Below are 14,864 nucleotides of genomic sequence, written 5' to 3' on the forward strand. Positions count from 1 at the left end.
CATGCTGGTGGGCGCGTACGATGGTGCTGTCGATCATCAGCCATTCAAGATCGGCCTCACGCGTCAGCACCGACAACATCGCGTCGAGAACGCCCATCTCGATCCAGCGATAATAGCGCCGTTTTACAGACCGATAGTCGCCGAGCCGTTCCGGCAGGTCGCGCCAGCGCCCGCCCGAGCGCGCCATCCACAGCAGAGCATCCAGAAATTTCCGGTTGTCGGTGCGGGGGCCACGCTTACCCTTCGTCCCGCCAGGCACGAACCCTTTGATCCGGTCCCATTGATCATCCCGAAGCGCATCGCAATCCATCGCTGATCTCCAAAAATCAGCCTTGAATCCGATTTAACAGCGATTGGGAATCCCTGATCCTTAAATCGTCACCACGTCCTAGTACACGCGTTTCTTGGGTTTGATGTACTCGGCGTCGTCGGTCAGCGTGTAATCGTGGACCGGGCGATAATCGAGCGTCACCTTGCCATCCGAGCCGCCCCAGCCGTCGAACCAACTGATCGTGTGCTTCATCCAGTTGGTGTCGTCGCGATCGGGGAAATCCTCGTGCGCGTGCGCGCCGCGCGATTCCTTGCGGGCTTCGGCGCTGGTGATCGTGGCGACCGCCTGGCACATGAGGTTGTCGAGTTCGAGCGTCTCGACCAGATCGGTGTTCCAGATCAGCGAGCGATCGGTGACGCGGACGTCCTGAAGGCGCTTGTTGACCTGCTGCATCTTGGCGACGCCTTCGCTGAGCAGCGCGCTGTCGCGGAACACCGCAGCATGCTTCTGCATCGTGCGCTGCATCTCAAGCCGGATTTCCGCCGTCGTCGAACTGCCGTCGGCATTGCGGAACCTGTCGAGCCGCGCGAGCGCGAGATCGGCCGAGTCCTTGGGCAGCGGCTGCTGCGTGGCGTTGGGCTTGAGCGTCTCTTTCAGGTGCAGGCCGGTAGCGCGGCCGAACACGACGAGATCGATCAGCGAGTTCGAGCCGAGTCGATTTGCGCCGTGGACCGAGACGCAGGCGGCTTCGCCGACCGCGAACAGGCCGGGCACCGACACTTCGGGATCGTCGCCGACCTTGGTGACGACCTGGCCGTGATAGTTACACGGGATGCCGCCCATGTTGTAATGCACCGTCGGCGTGACGGGGAGCGGCTGGCGCGCGAGATCGACGCCGGCGAAGATCTTGCCGCTCTCGGTGATGCCGGGGAGCCGTTCGGCCAGCACCTTGGGATCGATGTGATCGAGGTGCAGGAAGATATGGTCCTTGTGCTCGCCGACGCCCCGCCCTTCGCGCATTTCCAGCGCCATCGAACGCGAGACGACGTCGCGCGAGGCGAGATCCTTGGCGGAGGGGGCATAGCGCTCCATGAAGCGCTCGCCCTCGGAATTGGTCAGGTAGCCGCCTTCGCCGCGTGCGCCCTCGGTGATGAGCACGCCCGCGCCATAGATGCCGGTCGGGTGGAACTGGACGAATTCGAGATCCTGCAGGGGCAGGCCGGCGCGCAGCACCATGCCGCCGCCGTCGCCGGTGCAGGTGTGCGCCGAGGTCGCCGAGAAATAGCAGCGGCCGTAGCCGCCGGTCGCCAGCACCACCGCCTGCGCGCGGAAGCGGTGGATCGCGCCGGTTTCCATGCAGAGCGCGATCACGCCACGGCAGACCGGCACGCCGTCAGCGCCCTTCTCCATGATGAGATCGAGCGCGAAATATTCGATGTAGAAATCGGCGTCGTACTTGAGGCTCTGCTGATAGAGCGCGTGGAGCATCGCGTGGCCGGTGCGGTCGGCGGCGGCGCAGGTGCGCTGTACGGGCGGGCCTTCGCCCATGTTCTGCATGTGGCCGCCGAACGGGCGCTGGTAGATCGTGCCGTCCTCGTTGCGGCTGAACGGCACGCCGGCATGTTCGAGTTCATAGACGGCGGCGGGCGCCTCGCGCACCATATATTCGATCGCGTCCTGGTCGCCGAGCCAGTCGGAACCCTTGACGGTGTCGTACATATGCCACGTCCAATGGTCGGGCGTGTTGTTGCCGAGGCTGGCGGCGATGCCGCCCTGCGCCGCGACCGTATGGCTGCGCGTCGGAAACACTTTGGTGATGCAGGCGGTGCGCAGGCCGGCCTCGGCGCTGCCCATCGTCGCGCGCAGGCCCGAACCGCCGGCGCCGACCACGACGGTATCGTAGCTGTGGTCGATGATCTTATAGGCGTCAGACATCAGGCGGGCACTCCGGCGGCGGCGGTGAACGCCACTTTGAGAATCGAGAAGATCGCGATCGCCGACGTGGCGACCACGAAGAAGTTGAGCAAGAACATCAGCGCGACGCGGGTTTCGGCATGGACGTAATCCTCGATCACGACCTGAAGCCCGAGCCGGAAGTGCCAGAACACCGAGACGATCAGCAGGATCATCGGCACCGCTACCCATGCCGAGGCGAGCCACGGCCGTACCGTTCCGTAATCATAGGCCGGCAGCCGCGCGATCACGATGACGAACCACAGCATCAGGAAAAGGTTGGACGCCGCCGTGATGCGATGCGTCAGCCAGTGATGCGCGCCAGCCTTGGCGCTGCCGAGGCCGCGAACGCGACCCAGTTCCGTACCGCCACGCATTATTTGGCTCCCAACAGAAAGGCCCAGAACGCGATCGTCGCGAGCACCGAGAAGACGAAGGTCGCCATCGCCGCGCGCTTGGCGCTGTTCAGTTCATAGCCGGCGCCAGTGTCGAGGATGAAGTGGCGGATGCCGCTCGCCATGTGCTGGAAGAACGACAGGGTCAGCCCCACCCCGAAGATATAGCCGAGCGCGCCCTTGCCGAATTCGGCGAAGACCATGTGGAACACCGCATAGCTCTGCGGGCCGCCGGCGATCGCCGCGAGCCACCAGACCAGCAGCAACGTGCCGACCGTCGCCATGCCGCTGCCGGTCACGCGGTGGAGAATCGAGACCGTCATATGCGGTCCCCACCTCCAGATGCTGAGGTGCGGGCTTAACGGGCGGGCGGCGGGGCGTTGGCTGGCCAAGGGCTGATCCTCTTACGGGCTATGGGCGCCGTATTAGTCGGCACACGCCCCGATGCAAGCGCTGCGACGCAATATGAATCGGCGGCGGCCCGGCGTTGGTTCCTAACCTCACCTTAACCAGCTTCGCTCTAGCCGGGGCACTGGGCGCATATTCGCGTCCTTCGCCCGCATTGGGAGTCGCTGCTTGCCCCTCACGGATCTGCCCGCACCCGGTGCTATCGCGGCGACGTTCGATATCGGCGCGCGGCTGCGCGCGTTCGACATGGATCCGGCGGTGCTGGCGACCTGCCGCGAGCTGTGGGCGATCCTCGAACCCGATGCGCGCGCGATCTCCGAAGGCTATTGGGCGCAGTGGCTTCGCCGCTTTTCCGACGAGCGCGTGTGGGCGCGGCACGAGACCGAGCGGATGGTCGACATCGGCTGCACCTTCCTGCGCGACCGCTTTCTCGATCCCACCGGGCGCGCGTGGATCGAATCGATCGAGCGCGCGGTCGCTTCGGCGGCAAAGGGCGGAATCGCGCCGATGGCGCTGCGCGCGATGATCTGCGCGAGCGATCGGGTCGCGCTGACGGTGCTGCTCAAGCGGGTCAGCGCCGATGATGCGCGGCTGCCGGCGATGCTCGACGCGCTGATGCGGCTGTCCGCGCTGGAGGCCGACGTCACCGGATCAATCTATCGCAGTTACGATGAGCATGCCGCGCTCGTCGCGCGTGAGCGACTCGCCGCGCAGTTCCGCGAGGGGATCACCGAGGTGGTCGAAAGCGCGGCTGAAGGCAGCGCCGCGTTGCGCTTGCATTCGGTGCGGACCTCGGCCGCGACGCGCGGGATGCTCGGCAAGACATCGGAGGTCGCCGCCGCCGCCGAGCAATCGGCGATGGCGATGCGCGAAGCGGCGCGGACCGCCGCCGGGCTGATCCGCGCGATCGGGGATGCGCGCGGCGAAGTCGAGGCCGCCGCCGAGATCGCCACGCGCGCGTCCGCGCAGGCGAGCCAGGCGGTCGGCATGTCGGAGGCACTGAGCGAGCATGCCAAGTCGATCGAATCGATCCTCGGCCTCATTCGCGATATCGCCGGGCAGACCAATCTGCTCGCCCTCAACGCCACGATCGAGGCGGCGCGCGCGGGCGATGCCGGGCGCGGCTTCGCGGTGGTCGCGCAGGAGGTGAAGAGCCTCGCCAGCCAAACCGCGCGCGCGACCGACGATATCGCCGCCAAGATCGCCGCGATCCAGTCCGCGACACGCTCGACAGTGGTGACCAACGCCTCGATCCAGTCGACCGTCGCCGAGGTGCAGGACAGCGCCAACCGCATCCGTCGCGCGATGGAGGCGCAGGCGCAGACCGTCACCACGATCACCGCGGCTGTCGACGAGACTGCGCTCGCCGCCGATTCGATGTCCCACACCATCGCCACGATCCGCGAGGATACCGAGAGCGTCGCCGCCGATATCGACCAGGTCGGGCGCGGTTTCGAGACGCTCAACGGCAAGCTCGGCACGCTCAAGACCAGCGCCGCCGATTTCGTGGCGCAGGTCGCGGCCTGAGCGGTCTGCACGGCATCTGCACACGCGGATGACGGGAAACCCTTTGGACCGCACCCCCGGCTGCGCCTAGCGCTTGGCCTCCCTTGTCAGGAGGCTTTGCCATGCAGGACGACGCTATTCGGCCGGAGCGTACCCCGGCCATCAAGATGCTGTTTGCGATGCTGATCGCGGGCTTGCTCGCGGTGCCGCTCTTCACCGTCTATCTGCTCGTCTACGATCGCCAGTCGCAGTCGCGCACCGCGCGCGCGTCGATCGCCGAAGGGTGGGGCGGCGCGCAGGTGATCGCCGGGCCGCTGCTCGCCATCCCCTATCTCGCGCAGACGCAGGAGGCGGTGAGCGAAGGGGGCAAGCAGGTTACGAAGACCGCGAGCGTCTGGCGCACGCTGATGCTGACGCCCGATGTTGCCGCGATCGACTCGACGCTTGCGCCGCAGGTGCGGCGGCGATCGATCTACGAGACGGTAGTGTACGAGGCGCGCAACCGTGGCAGCGCGCGCTTCAGCCTGCCCGCTGATCTGAGCCGCTACGGCGTGTCGCGCGAGGCGCTTGCGCTGGACCGCGCCGAACTGCGCTTCGGAGTAAGCGATGCAGGCGGGCTGGTCGGCGCGCCGCCGGTGGTGGCGGTCGAGGGGCGGCGGCTTGCCCTGCAACCGGGCAAGGGGCCACCCGCCACGGGCGGATCGGGCTTCTTCACCGCGTTCGACGCGAGCGCGCTTGGATCAAAGCCGCTGCGCGTCGCCTATGATTATCAGGTGCGCGGCAATGGCAGCCTGGCGCTCGCGCCGCTGGGCGGCGATACCGCGTGGACGGTGCGGTCGTCGTGGGCGAGCCCGAGTTTCCAGGGCGATTTGCTGCCGGGCACGTCCAAGCTGTCGGCGAAGGGTTTCGCCGCGACGTGGCGAGTCGGCAACCTCGCGCTCGGCCGCGCGCTGGTCTCGACCGATGCCGATCAGGCCGCCGACAGCCTGCCGGTGACTCAGGCGCGAGTCGATCTGGTCACGCCGGTCGACGTGTACGATCAGGTCAACCGATCCGTGAAATACGGTTTCCTGTTCATCGGCTTCACCTTCATGGCGTTTCTGATGTTCGACCTGATCGGCGGCGCGCGCGTCTCACCGATCGAGCTTGGGCTGGTCGGCGCGGGGCTGGTGCTGTTCTTTGTGATGTTGCTGGCGTTCGCCGAGGTGACGGGCTTCATGATCGCCTATGTCGTCGCGGCGGCGGCGATCATCGGGTTGCTCACCGCTTATTCCTCGGCGGTGTTGCGGAGCCGGCGGCGCGCCGGGTTCATCGCCGCGTTGCTCGTCGCTTTGTACGGCGTGCTGTATGTGCTGCTCAGCCTCGAAGCCTATTCGCTGCTGATCGGATCGCTGCTGCTGTTCGCGGCGCTCGCCGGGGTGATGTACCTCACACGCGGCATGGACTGGGGCCGGCGCGGGTGAGCGGGATGGGGCATGCCGCAGGGCATGCCCCGGTCTCGTCAGGCCGAGAGGCCGCCATCGACGTCGATCGTCGTGCCGGTGATGAACGACGCCTCGTCGCTGGCGAGGAACGCCGTCACCGCCGCGATCTCCTCGCTGCGGCCGTAGCGGCCGATCGGGATCATCGCGGTCAAATGTTCGGCGAATGCGCTGTCGGCGGGGTTCATGTCGGTATCGACCGGGCCCGGCTGCACCACATTGACGAGAATGCCGCGCGGCGCGAGATCGCGCGCCCAGCCACGCGCCAGGCCAGCCACCGCCGCCTTCGAGGCGCCATAGGGGGCGAGGCCCGGCATGAGTGAGCGGTCGCCGTTGATGCTGCCGATGATGATGACGCGCCCGCCGTCGTTGATGCGCGGCGCGGCGGCGGCGGTGCCGGCCTGCACGCCGCCGACGTTGACCGCGAACATCCGCTCGAACGCGGCGCTGTCGCTCTGGTCGACGGGCGCGATCTCGAACACGCCGGCATTATGGACGAGGATGTCGAGGCCGCCGAGCGCATCGATCGCCTGTCCGATCGCGTCGGCCTGCGCGGCGGGATCGCCCGCGTTCGCCTGGATGGCGTGGCCGCGACGGCCGGCGGCGGTGATTGCGCCGACGGTGACGGTGGCGGCTTCCTGGTTGCCGGCATAGGTGATGGCGACGTCCGCGCCTTCGGCGGCGAGCCGCTTGGCGATGGCGGCGCCGATGCCGCGCGAGCCGCCGGTGACGATCGCCTTCTTACCTTCGAATCTGGTGCTCATGACGAACTCCGCTGCGCAGTCCCGCCGGATGGACGGTCTTTCCGCGTCGCGGCGAAGATGGCGGTGCCGGGGGGCATATCAAGCCCGCGCGGCGGGCGGCTGGTGGCCTGACCTCGCAGAATATAAAGCAATATCAGTATTGTAAGTCTCGCAAAAATATTATCTACCGATCGGTAGATAATCCGGCGCCGCGCGCCGCAGCCGCGTTGCAGCACGCGAGGGAATGTTTGCGAGGCGGCGCATGCTTGTGTAACGGCAGTGCAAAGTCCGGGCGCTTCGCCGCTCACCAGCCACGGGACACCGATCACAATGGCCGAATTCTTCCTTCCCGCGAACAGCAAGCCCAAAGCGACCGGCAAGGTCCACAAGGCAGCCGCGGAGGCGAAGCGCGTCAAGAAGTTCAAGATCTACCGCTACGATCCCGATCTTGGCGAGAATCCGCGCTACGACACGTTCGAGATCGATCTCGACACCTGCGGCCCGATGGTGCTCGACGCGCTCATCAAGATGAAATCCGAACAGGATTCATCGCTGACCTTCCGCCGCTCGTGCCGCGAGGGCATCTGCGGATCGTGCGCGATGAACATGGACGGCAAGAACGGCCTCGCCTGCACCACCGCGATCGAGGATATCCGGGGCGACATCCGCATCACCCCGCTGCCGCACATGGACGTCATCAAGGATCTCGTCCCCGATTTCACGCATTTCTACGCGCAATATTCGTCGATCAAGCCGTGGTTGCAGACCGTGACGCCCAACCCGGGCAAGGAGCGGCTCCAGTCCCCTGAGGACCGCGAGAAGCTCGACGGCCTGTACGAGTGCATCCTGTGCGCGTGCTGCTCGACCTCGTGCCCGAGCTATTGGTGGAATTCGGACAAGTTCCTCGGCCCGGCGATCCTGTTGCAGGCCTATCGCTGGCTCGCCGACAGCCGCGACGAGATGACCGGCGAGCGGCTCGACCAGCTCGAAGACCCGTTCCGTCTGTATCGCTGCCACACGATCATGAACTGCGCCAACGTCTGCCCGAAGGGGCTGAACCCGGCCAAGGCGATCGCCGAGATCAAGAAAATGGAAGCCGAGCGCGTCCTGTAAGACACGCGGCATGAGTAACGTTCTCGCCCGGTACAACGCGCTCGTCGCTTCGGGCGAGTTGCGGGTCGATGCCGAGCAGGCGGCGGTGGCGGCGCGGCTCGATTCGCTTGCGACCGAACTCCAGGCGGTGCCGAAGCGCGGCTCGACGCTGTGGAAGCTGCTCGGCCGCAAGCCGGATCCGGTGCGCGGGCTGTACATCTGGGGCGGGGTCGGGCGCGGCAAATCGATGCTGATGGACCTGTTCTTCGACAGCCTCGCCATCCGCCGCAAGCGCCGCGTGCATTTCTCCGAATTCATGCTCGAAGTGCATCGCCGCATCGCCGCCGAGCGCGCGAAGGAGGTCGGTGACCCGATCGTCCCCGCCGCGCGCGCGATCGCCGAGGAAACGCGCGTGCTCGCCTTCGACGAGATCATGGTGACCAACAGCCCCGACGCGATGATCCTGTCGCGGCTGTTCACGCAGTTGCTGGCCGAGGGCGTGACGGTGGTGACGACTTCGAACCGGCACCCGAGCGACCTCTACAAGAACGGCCTCAACCGCGAGCATTTCCTGCCCTTCATCGATCTGATCGAGCAGAAGATGGACGTGCTGACGCTCAATGGACCCGTAGATTACCGGCGCGACCGGCTCGGCAAGATCGATACCTGGCTGGTGCCCAACGGCCCGCAGGCGACGGCGTTGCTGTCGGGCGATTTCTTCCGGCTCACCGACTTCCCGGTCGAGGACCGCGCGCATGTGCCGGCCGAGGATATTCCGGTCGAGGGCGGGCGCACGCTGCATGTGCCCAAGAGCATCAAGGGCGTGGCGGTGTTCTCGTTCAGGCGGCTGTGCGGCGAGGCGCGCGGCGCGGCGGACTATCTCGCGGTGGCGCGGCGCTATCATACCGTGATCCTCGTCGGCATCCCCAAGCTCGGGCCGGAGAACCGCAACGAGGCGGCGCGCTTCGTCGCGCTGATCGACGCGCTGTACGAGCATAAGGTCAAGCTGCTCGCGGCGGCGGATGCCGAGCCGGAGCGGCTGTACGAGACCGGCGATGGCCGCTTCGAGTTCGAGCGCACGGTGAGCCGGCTGGAGGAAATGCAGTCGGACGAGTATCTCGCGCAGGGGCATGGTTCGGCGGGCGCGGCGTAACGCACATATGGGCCGCCGCCTTCGTTGGGGAGTGGCTTGCGTGTTGGTGTGATCGGTTCGCGATGCTATTCTTCTCCTGACGCCAAGGAGAGGCCAATATGCTCGTCACCACCACCGAAAACGTCCCCGGTCATGCCGTTCGCGCCACGCTTGGCCCTGTCTTTGGGGTCGTCGTGCGGAGCCGCGGATTGGGCGGCAACATCACCGCGAGCCTGCGCTCGATCGTCGGCGGGGAGATTCCCGAATATACCCGGCTGATCGAGGAAACGCGGCGCCACGCGATCGACCGGATGGTGCAGAACGCAACGCTGATGGGCGCCAATGCGATCGTGATGATGCGATTCGACTCGGGCGAGATCGCGCAGTCGATGAACGAGGTGGTCGCCTATGGCACCGCCGTCATCCTCGATCCGGCGCCTGAATGATGCTGCGCGTGTTCGTCACCGTTGCGGCGATGCTGGCGTTCACCGTGGCGCTGGTCGTGGTCGTGCTGGCGCCGTTGCAATGGCCGGTGCTGATCTGGACCGGGGTGGTGCTGGCGGGCGTGCTGTTCGAGCGGGCGCGCTATGGGGCGGCGCGTGCGGCGCCGGTCGGCGGGGACTGGCGCGAGACGCCGGAGCGGTTCATCGACGATGCTTCGGGCAAGGTGATGGTGGTGTGGGTCAGTCCGAGCAGCGGCGAACGTCGCTATGTCGCAGCGGACGACGACGTTAACGCACCTGCGAATGAATTGCAATAATAAGCGTGACGATGAAACCTTTAGCGGTTGCCCTTGCGCGCAAACCGGCCTAAGCCGCGCCGCGTCAGATGGCATAAAAGGCCGCGCGCGCGGCTCGTAACGATCCGGAAAGGATGACAATGGCCCGCAAGAAGATCGCCCTTATCGGCGCAGGCAATATCGGCGGCACGCTCGCCCATCTCGCTGCGCTGAAAGCTCTCGGAGATATCGTCCTGTTCGACGTGGTCGAGGGCGTTCCGCAGGGCAAGGCGCTCGATCTCACGCAATGCGCGCCGGTCGAAGGCTTCGACGCCAAGATCATCGGCACCAACGATTATGCCGATATCGCGGGCGCGGACGTCATCATCGTCACCGCTGGCGTCGCCCGCAAGCCGGGCATGAGCCGCGACGATCTGCTCGGCATCAACCTCAAGGTGATGAAGTCGGTCGGCGAGGGCATCAAGGCCAACGCGCCCGACGCCTTCGTGATCTGCATCACCAACCCGCTCGACGCGATGGTGTGGGCGCTGCGTGAATTCTCCGGGCTTCCCGCCGAGAAGGTTGTCGGCATGGCCGGCGTGCTCGATTCGTCGCGCTTCAGCGCGTTCCTGGCGGAAGAATTCCAGGTCTCGATCAAGGACGTCACCAGTTTCGTGCTCGGCGGCCACGGCGACACGATGGTGCCGGTGATCGAATATTCGACGGTGTCGGGCATCCCGGTTCCCGATCTCATCAAGATGGGCCGCTCGACGCAGGAGAAGATCGACGCGATCATCAAGCGCACGCGCGGCGGCGGCGGCGAGATCGTCGCGCTGCTGAAGACCGGCTCGGCTTTCTATGCACCCGCGACCAGCGCGATCTCGATGGCGGAGAGCTATCTCTACGACCAGAAGCGCGTGCTGCCGGCGGCGGTGAACCTGACCGGCCAGTACGGCGTCGACAACCTCTATGTCGGCGTGCCGGTGGTGATCGGTGCGGGCGGCGTCGAGCAGATCGTCGAGATCGCGCTGTCGGACGAGGCCAAGGCGAACCTCGACGTCTCGGTCGAGGCGGTCAAGGAACTGCTGGTCGCGTGCAAGGCGATCGACCCGTCGCTCAATTGATTGACCTCCGGCGGCGCGGAACTCTCCCGCGTCGCGTCCTCGTTTCAGGGAAAAGTGCCGCATGAGCATTCTCGTCGACAAGAATACCAAGGTCATCACCCAGGGCATGACCGGTGAGACCGGCAGCTTCCACACGCAGACCGCGCTTGCTTACGGCACGCAGATGGTTGGCGGCGTGACGCCGGGCAAGGGTGGCACCACCCACCTCGATCTGCCGGTGTTCAACACCGTCGCCGAAGCCGCCGCCGTCACCGGCGCGACAGCATCGGTGATCTACGTGCCGCCCCCCTTCGCGGCCGATTCGATCCTCGAGGCGATCGACGCCCAGATCGAACTGATCGTCGCGATCACCGAGGGCATTCCGGTGCTCGACATGGTCAAGGTGAAGCGCGCGCTGTCGGGCTCGAAGTCGCGGCTGATCGGGCCGAACTGCCCGGGCGTGCTGACGCCGGGCGAGTGCAAGATCGGCATCATGCCGGGCAACATCTTTTCCAAGGGCTCGGTGGGCGTTGTCTCGCGTTCAGGTACGCTTACCTATGAGGCGGTGTTCCAGACCACCAACGCCGGCCTCGGCCAGACGACGGCGGTCGGCATCGGCGGTGATCCGGTCAACGGCACGAACTTCATCGACGTGCTCGAACTGTTCCTCGCCGACGACGCGACCCAGTCGATCATCATGATCGGCGAAATCGGCGGCTCGGCCGAAGAGGAAGCTGCGCAGTTCCTGCGTGACGAGGCCAAGCGTGGCCGCAAGAAGCCGATGGCCGGCTTCATCGCGGGCCGCACCGCGCCTCCGGGCCGTCGCATGGGCCATGCCGGTGCGATCGTCTCGGGCGGCCAGGGCGGCGCCGAGGACAAGATCGCGGCGATGGAAGCCGCCGGCATCAAGGTGGCAGACAGCCCCTCGCTGCTCGGCGAGACTTTGGTCGCGGTGCTGAACGGTTGAAGTGACTTGCCCCGGCGGCAACGCCGGGGCCGCTGCGGTGCGGGGCGTAGCGAGCGTAAGGGTTTTCCGGCTAGGCCGGGCAAAGAAGGACAGTCCGATGGGCTACGAAGGCCAGGATTTCGGTGATATCGCAGCCGGGGTTAGCCCGGCGTTCATCGAGACGCTTTACGCACGCTACCAGACCTCCCCCGAAAGCGTCGAGCCGGCATGGCGGAGCCTGTTCGACGGGCTCGACGGCATCGCGCAGAACCCGAGCTGGGAGCGTGCGAGTTGGCCGCTGACCAGCACCGACGATCTGACTGCGGCGCTTGACCCGACCCAGATGGAAGCGGCGCCAAAGCCCGCGAAGGGTGGCGCCAAGCCCGCCGCCGCGCCGGCCTCGGCACCGGCTTCGCAAGCCGATATCGTCCGTGCCGCCGCCGATTCGATCCGTGCCCAACTGCTGGTGCGGACCTACCGCGTGCGCGGCCACCTCGCCGCGACGCTCGATCCGCTTGGCCTGTCCTCGCGCGAGCTGCCGGCCGATCTGACGCCGGAATATCACGGTTTCTCGGGCGCCGATCTCGACCGCAATGTCTATATGGGCGGCACGCTCGGCATGGAATGGGCGACCGTGCGCGACATCGTCGCGACGCTGCGCACCAATTACTGCGGCAATGTCGGCCTCGAATACATGCACATCGCCGATGTCGAGGAGCGGCGCTTCCTGCAGGACCGCATGGAAGGCCAGGACAAGGCGATCGAATTCACCGATATCGGCAAGAAGGCGATCCTCAACAAGGTGATCGAAGCCGAGCAGTGGGAACGCTTCTGCGGCAAGAAATATGTCGGCACCAAGCGCTTCGGCCTTGATGGCGGCGAGAGCATGATCCCGGCGCTGGAAAGCGTCATCAAGTCGGGCGGCGCGCTCGGCGTGCGTGAGATCGTGTTCGGCATGGCGCATCGCGGCCGGCTCAACGTGCTGTCGAACGTGATGGCCAAGCCGTTCCGCGTGATCTTCCACGAATTCGGCGGCGGCTCCGACAATCCCGATGACGTGGCCGGCTCGGGCGACGTGAAGTATCACCTCGGCACCTCGACCGACCGTGAATTCGACGGGATCAGCGTGCATATGTCGCTGGTCGCCAACCCCTCGCATCTCGAAGCCGAAGACCCGGTCGTGCTCGGCAAGGTCCGCGCGATCCAGACGATCGCGGGCGATCTCAACGAGCACAAGGCGTCGCTGCCGGTGCTGATCCACGGCGACGCGGCGTTCGCGGGCCAGGGCATCGTGTGGGAGTGCCTCGGCTTCTCCGGCATCCGTGGTTACAATACCGGCGGCTGCCTGCACTTCATCATCAACAACCAGATCGGCTTCACCACCAGCCCGCAGTTCGCGCGCTCGTCGCCATACCCGAGCGATGTCGCGAAGGGCGTGCAGGCGCCGATCTTCCACGTCAACGGCGACGATCCCGAGGCGGTGACCTTCGCCACCAAGATGGCGATCGAGTTCCGCCAGCGCTTCCACCGCGACGTGGTGATCGACATGTGGTGCTATCGCCGCTTCGGCCACAACGAAGGCGACGAGCCGGGCTTCACGCAGCCGCTGATGTACGCGAAGATCCGCCAGCATCCGCCGGTCAGCGAAATCTATGGCCAGAAGCTGATCGAGCAGAAGGTGATCGATCGCGCCTGGATCGACAGCACGGTGGGCGCGTTCACCAGCTTGCTCGAAGGCGAGTTCGAGGCGGGCGCTGCGTACAAGCCCAACAAGGCGGACTGGTTCGCCGGTCGCTGGTCGGGCCTGCACGCGCCAGCCGACGCCGAGACCGCGCGGCGCAGCGTCGAAACGGGCATCGAGCAGAAATTGTTCGATTCGCTCGGCCGCACGCTGACCACGGTTCCTGAAGGTCTGACGATCCACAAGACGCTCGCCCGCGTGCTCGACGCCAAGCGTGAGATGTTCAAGAACGGCGCCGCCTTCGACTGGGCGACCGGCGAGGCGCTCGCGTTCGGTTCGCTGCTGTCGGAAGGCTATGGCGTTCGCCTGTCGGGGCAGGACTCCGGGCGCGGCACGTTCAGCCAGCGTCATGCGGTGTGGACCGACCAGACTGACGAGCACAAATATCGCCCGCTCGAAACGATCCCGCACGGCACGTTCGAAGTGCTCGACTCGCCGCTCAGCGAGTACGGTGTGCTCGGTTTCGAATACGGCTATGCGCTGGCCGACCCGAAGACGCTGGTGTTGTGGGAAGCGCAGTTCGGCGATTTCGCCAACGGCGCGCAGATCATGATCGACCAGTTCATCGCATCGGGCGAGAGCAAGTGGCTTCGCGCCAACGGTCTGGTGATGCTGCTGCCGCATGGTTACGAAGGGCAGGGGCCGGAGCATAGCTCGGCGCGGATCGAGCGGTTCCTGCAGTTGTGCGCGCAGGATAATATCCAGATCGCCAACTGCACCACCCCGGCCAACTATTACCACCTGCTGCGCCGGCAGATGCACCGTCCGTTCCGCAAGCCGCTGGTCGTGTTCACGCCGAAGTCGCTGCTGCGCCACAAGCTCGCTGTGTCGAAGACCGCCGACTTCCTCGGCGACAGCCACTTCATGCGGCTGCTGTCCGATCCATCGGCGCCGGCGGATGCCGATGTGACTCGGCTGGTGCTGTGCACCGGCAAGGTCGCCTATGATCTGATCGAGGCGCGCGATGCGGCCGAGGACAAGACCACCGCGATCGTCCGGGTCGAGCAGCTCTATCCGTTCCCGAGCGAGGCGCTGACCAAGCGCTTCCAGAACCTGCCCAACCTCGAAACGGTGGTGTGGGCGCAGGAAGAGCCGAAGAACAACGGCGCGTGGAGCTTTGTCGAGCCGTTCATCGAGGCGAGCCTCGTCGCGGCGGGTGGCTCGGTGCAGCGGCCGCGCTACGCCGGCCGTGCGGCGGCGGCGTCGCCCGCCACGGGCCTGATGAAGCGCCATCTCGTCGAGCAAGGTGCGCTCGTCGCCGAGGCGCTCGGCCATAATGTGCGCGGTGAAATCCGTCGCACGCGGAAGAACTGACGCGGCTGGCCGCTCCCGCGCCGGGGGCGGTCACCGATGGATGCATTAGCGCACGATATTC

Annotated in this window: 14 protein-coding genes; 9 read left to right on the forward strand and 5 right to left on the reverse strand. The window is 66.1% G+C overall.

Annotated elements, in window-relative coordinates:
• The 4 genes from EWE75_RS17505 to sdhC all read right to left on the reverse strand — a co-directional run.
• Nucleotides 1-310: IS5 family transposase (locus tag EWE75_RS17505; protein WP_130159404.1), on the reverse strand; the 310-nt coding region annotated here is incomplete at its 3' end.
• A gap of 78 nt (nucleotides 311-388) precedes the next feature.
• Nucleotides 389-2,206, reverse strand: coding sequence for a succinate dehydrogenase flavoprotein subunit (sdhA, locus tag EWE75_RS17510; RefSeq protein ID WP_130159405.1), 1,818 nt, complete (start codon nucleotides 2,204-2,206; stop codon nucleotides 389-391).
• Nucleotides 2,206-2,601 carry a succinate dehydrogenase, hydrophobic membrane anchor protein gene (sdhD, locus tag EWE75_RS17515; RefSeq protein WP_130159406.1) on the reverse strand — a complete coding sequence of 132 codons (396 nt, stop codon included), beginning with the start codon at nucleotides 2,599-2,601 and terminating at the stop codon, nucleotides 2,206-2,208. The genes sdhA and sdhD overlap by 1 nt, the downstream gene beginning before the upstream one ends.
• A complete protein-coding gene (gene sdhC / locus EWE75_RS17520; RefSeq protein ID WP_130159407.1) occupies nucleotides 2,601-3,011 on the reverse strand; it encodes a succinate dehydrogenase, cytochrome b556 subunit in 411 nt (136 codons plus the stop codon). The genes sdhD and sdhC overlap by 1 nt, the downstream gene beginning before the upstream one ends.
• 199 nt (nucleotides 3,012-3,210) lie before the next feature.
• On the opposite strand from sdhC, the gene EWE75_RS17525 reads away from it, so the two are divergent.
• Together EWE75_RS17525 and creD are read left to right on the forward strand one after the other, a co-directional pair.
• On the forward strand, nucleotides 3,211-4,554 hold the full coding sequence (locus EWE75_RS17525) for a methyl-accepting chemotaxis protein (protein ID WP_130159457.1): 1,344 nt from the start codon (nucleotides 3,211-3,213) through the stop codon (nucleotides 4,552-4,554).
• Nucleotides 4,555-4,655: 101 nt separating this feature from the next.
• The gene (creD, locus tag EWE75_RS17530) at nucleotides 4,656-5,996 is read left to right on the forward strand and encodes a cell envelope integrity protein CreD (protein WP_231708431.1); all 1,341 of its coding nucleotides are present in this window, start codon (nucleotides 4,656-4,658) and stop codon (nucleotides 5,994-5,996) included.
• A gap of 38 nt (nucleotides 5,997-6,034) precedes the next feature.
• On the opposite strand, the gene EWE75_RS17535 is transcribed toward creD, so the two are convergent.
• Nucleotides 6,035-6,778: an SDR family NAD(P)-dependent oxidoreductase gene (locus EWE75_RS17535; protein ID WP_130159408.1), complete on the reverse strand. Its 744-nt coding sequence runs from the start codon at nucleotides 6,776-6,778 to the stop codon at nucleotides 6,035-6,037.
• Nucleotides 6,779-7,087: 309 nt separating this feature from the next.
• Between EWE75_RS17535 and EWE75_RS17540 the strand changes: the two genes are divergently transcribed.
• The 7 genes from EWE75_RS17540 to EWE75_RS17570 all read left to right on the forward strand — a co-directional run bounded on the left by EWE75_RS17540 (nucleotide 7,088) and on the right by EWE75_RS17570 (nucleotide 14,803).
• Nucleotides 7,088-7,870 (forward strand): succinate dehydrogenase iron-sulfur subunit, encoded by a 783-nt coding sequence (locus tag EWE75_RS17540; protein ID WP_130159409.1) that lies wholly within the window; start codon nucleotides 7,088-7,090, stop codon nucleotides 7,868-7,870.
• A gap of 10 nt (nucleotides 7,871-7,880) precedes the next feature.
• The gene (gene zapE, locus EWE75_RS17545) at nucleotides 7,881-9,002 is read left to right on the forward strand and encodes a cell division protein ZapE (protein ID WP_130159410.1); all 1,122 of its coding nucleotides are present in this window, start codon (nucleotides 7,881-7,883) and stop codon (nucleotides 9,000-9,002) included.
• 98 nt (nucleotides 9,003-9,100) lie between these two features.
• Nucleotides 9,101-9,427, forward strand: coding sequence for a YbjQ family protein (locus tag EWE75_RS17550; protein ID WP_130159411.1), 327 nt, complete (start codon nucleotides 9,101-9,103; stop codon nucleotides 9,425-9,427).
• On the forward strand, nucleotides 9,424-9,741 hold the full coding sequence (locus EWE75_RS17555) for a hypothetical protein (RefSeq protein ID WP_130159412.1): 318 nt from the start codon (nucleotides 9,424-9,426) through the stop codon (nucleotides 9,739-9,741). Before EWE75_RS17550 ends, EWE75_RS17555 begins: the two co-directional genes overlap by 4 nt.
• Nucleotides 9,742-9,860: 119 nt before the next feature.
• Complete coding sequence (mdh, locus tag EWE75_RS17560) at nucleotides 9,861-10,823, forward strand: malate dehydrogenase (protein ID WP_130159413.1); 963 nt, start codon at nucleotides 9,861-9,863, stop codon at nucleotides 10,821-10,823.
• A gap of 61 nt (nucleotides 10,824-10,884) precedes the next feature.
• The gene (sucD, locus tag EWE75_RS17565) at nucleotides 10,885-11,769 is read left to right on the forward strand and encodes a succinate--CoA ligase subunit alpha (RefSeq protein ID WP_130159414.1); all 885 of its coding nucleotides are present in this window, start codon (nucleotides 10,885-10,887) and stop codon (nucleotides 11,767-11,769) included.
• A 97-nt stretch (nucleotides 11,770-11,866) separates the two neighbouring features.
• Entirely contained in the window at nucleotides 11,867-14,803 is a 2,937-nt protein-coding gene (locus EWE75_RS17570) for a 2-oxoglutarate dehydrogenase E1 component (protein WP_130159415.1), read from the forward strand.
• Nucleotides 14,804-14,864: the final 61 nt, after the last annotated feature.

This window comes from Sphingomonas populi (genome assembly GCF_004208535.1).
Lineage (GTDB): Bacteria > Pseudomonadota > Alphaproteobacteria > Sphingomonadales > Sphingomonadaceae > Sphingomonas > Sphingomonas populi.

What these genes read in the sequence shown, in the direction of transcription:
- sdhA (WP_130159405.1), bottom strand. Translation starts at nt 2,206, where the DNA reads ATGTCTGACGCCTATAAGATCATCGACCACAGCTACGATACCGTCGTG.
- sdhD (WP_130159406.1), bottom strand. Translation starts at nt 2,601, where the DNA reads ATGCGTGGCGGTACGGAACTGGGTCGCGTTCGCGGCCTCGGCAGCGCC.
- creD (WP_231708431.1), top strand. Translation starts at nt 4,656, where the DNA reads ATGCAGGACGACGCTATTCGGCCGGAGCGTACCCCGGCCATCAAGATG.
- EWE75_RS17535 (WP_130159408.1), bottom strand. Translation starts at nt 6,778, where the DNA reads ATGAGCACCAGATTCGAAGGTAAGAAGGCGATCGTCACCGGCGGCTCG.
- EWE75_RS17540 (WP_130159409.1), top strand. Translation starts at nt 7,088, where the DNA reads ATGGCCGAATTCTTCCTTCCCGCGAACAGCAAGCCCAAAGCGACCGGC.
- zapE (WP_130159410.1), top strand. Translation starts at nt 7,881, where the DNA reads ATGAGTAACGTTCTCGCCCGGTACAACGCGCTCGTCGCTTCGGGCGAG.
- EWE75_RS17550 (WP_130159411.1), top strand. Translation starts at nt 9,101, where the DNA reads ATGCTCGTCACCACCACCGAAAACGTCCCCGGTCATGCCGTTCGCGCC.
- EWE75_RS17555 (WP_130159412.1), top strand. Translation starts at nt 9,424, where the DNA reads ATGATGCTGCGCGTGTTCGTCACCGTTGCGGCGATGCTGGCGTTCACC.
- mdh (WP_130159413.1), top strand. Translation starts at nt 9,861, where the DNA reads ATGGCCCGCAAGAAGATCGCCCTTATCGGCGCAGGCAATATCGGCGGC.
- sucD (WP_130159414.1), top strand. Translation starts at nt 10,885, where the DNA reads ATGAGCATTCTCGTCGACAAGAATACCAAGGTCATCACCCAGGGCATG.
- EWE75_RS17570 (WP_130159415.1), top strand. Translation starts at nt 11,867, where the DNA reads ATGGGCTACGAAGGCCAGGATTTCGGTGATATCGCAGCCGGGGTTAGC.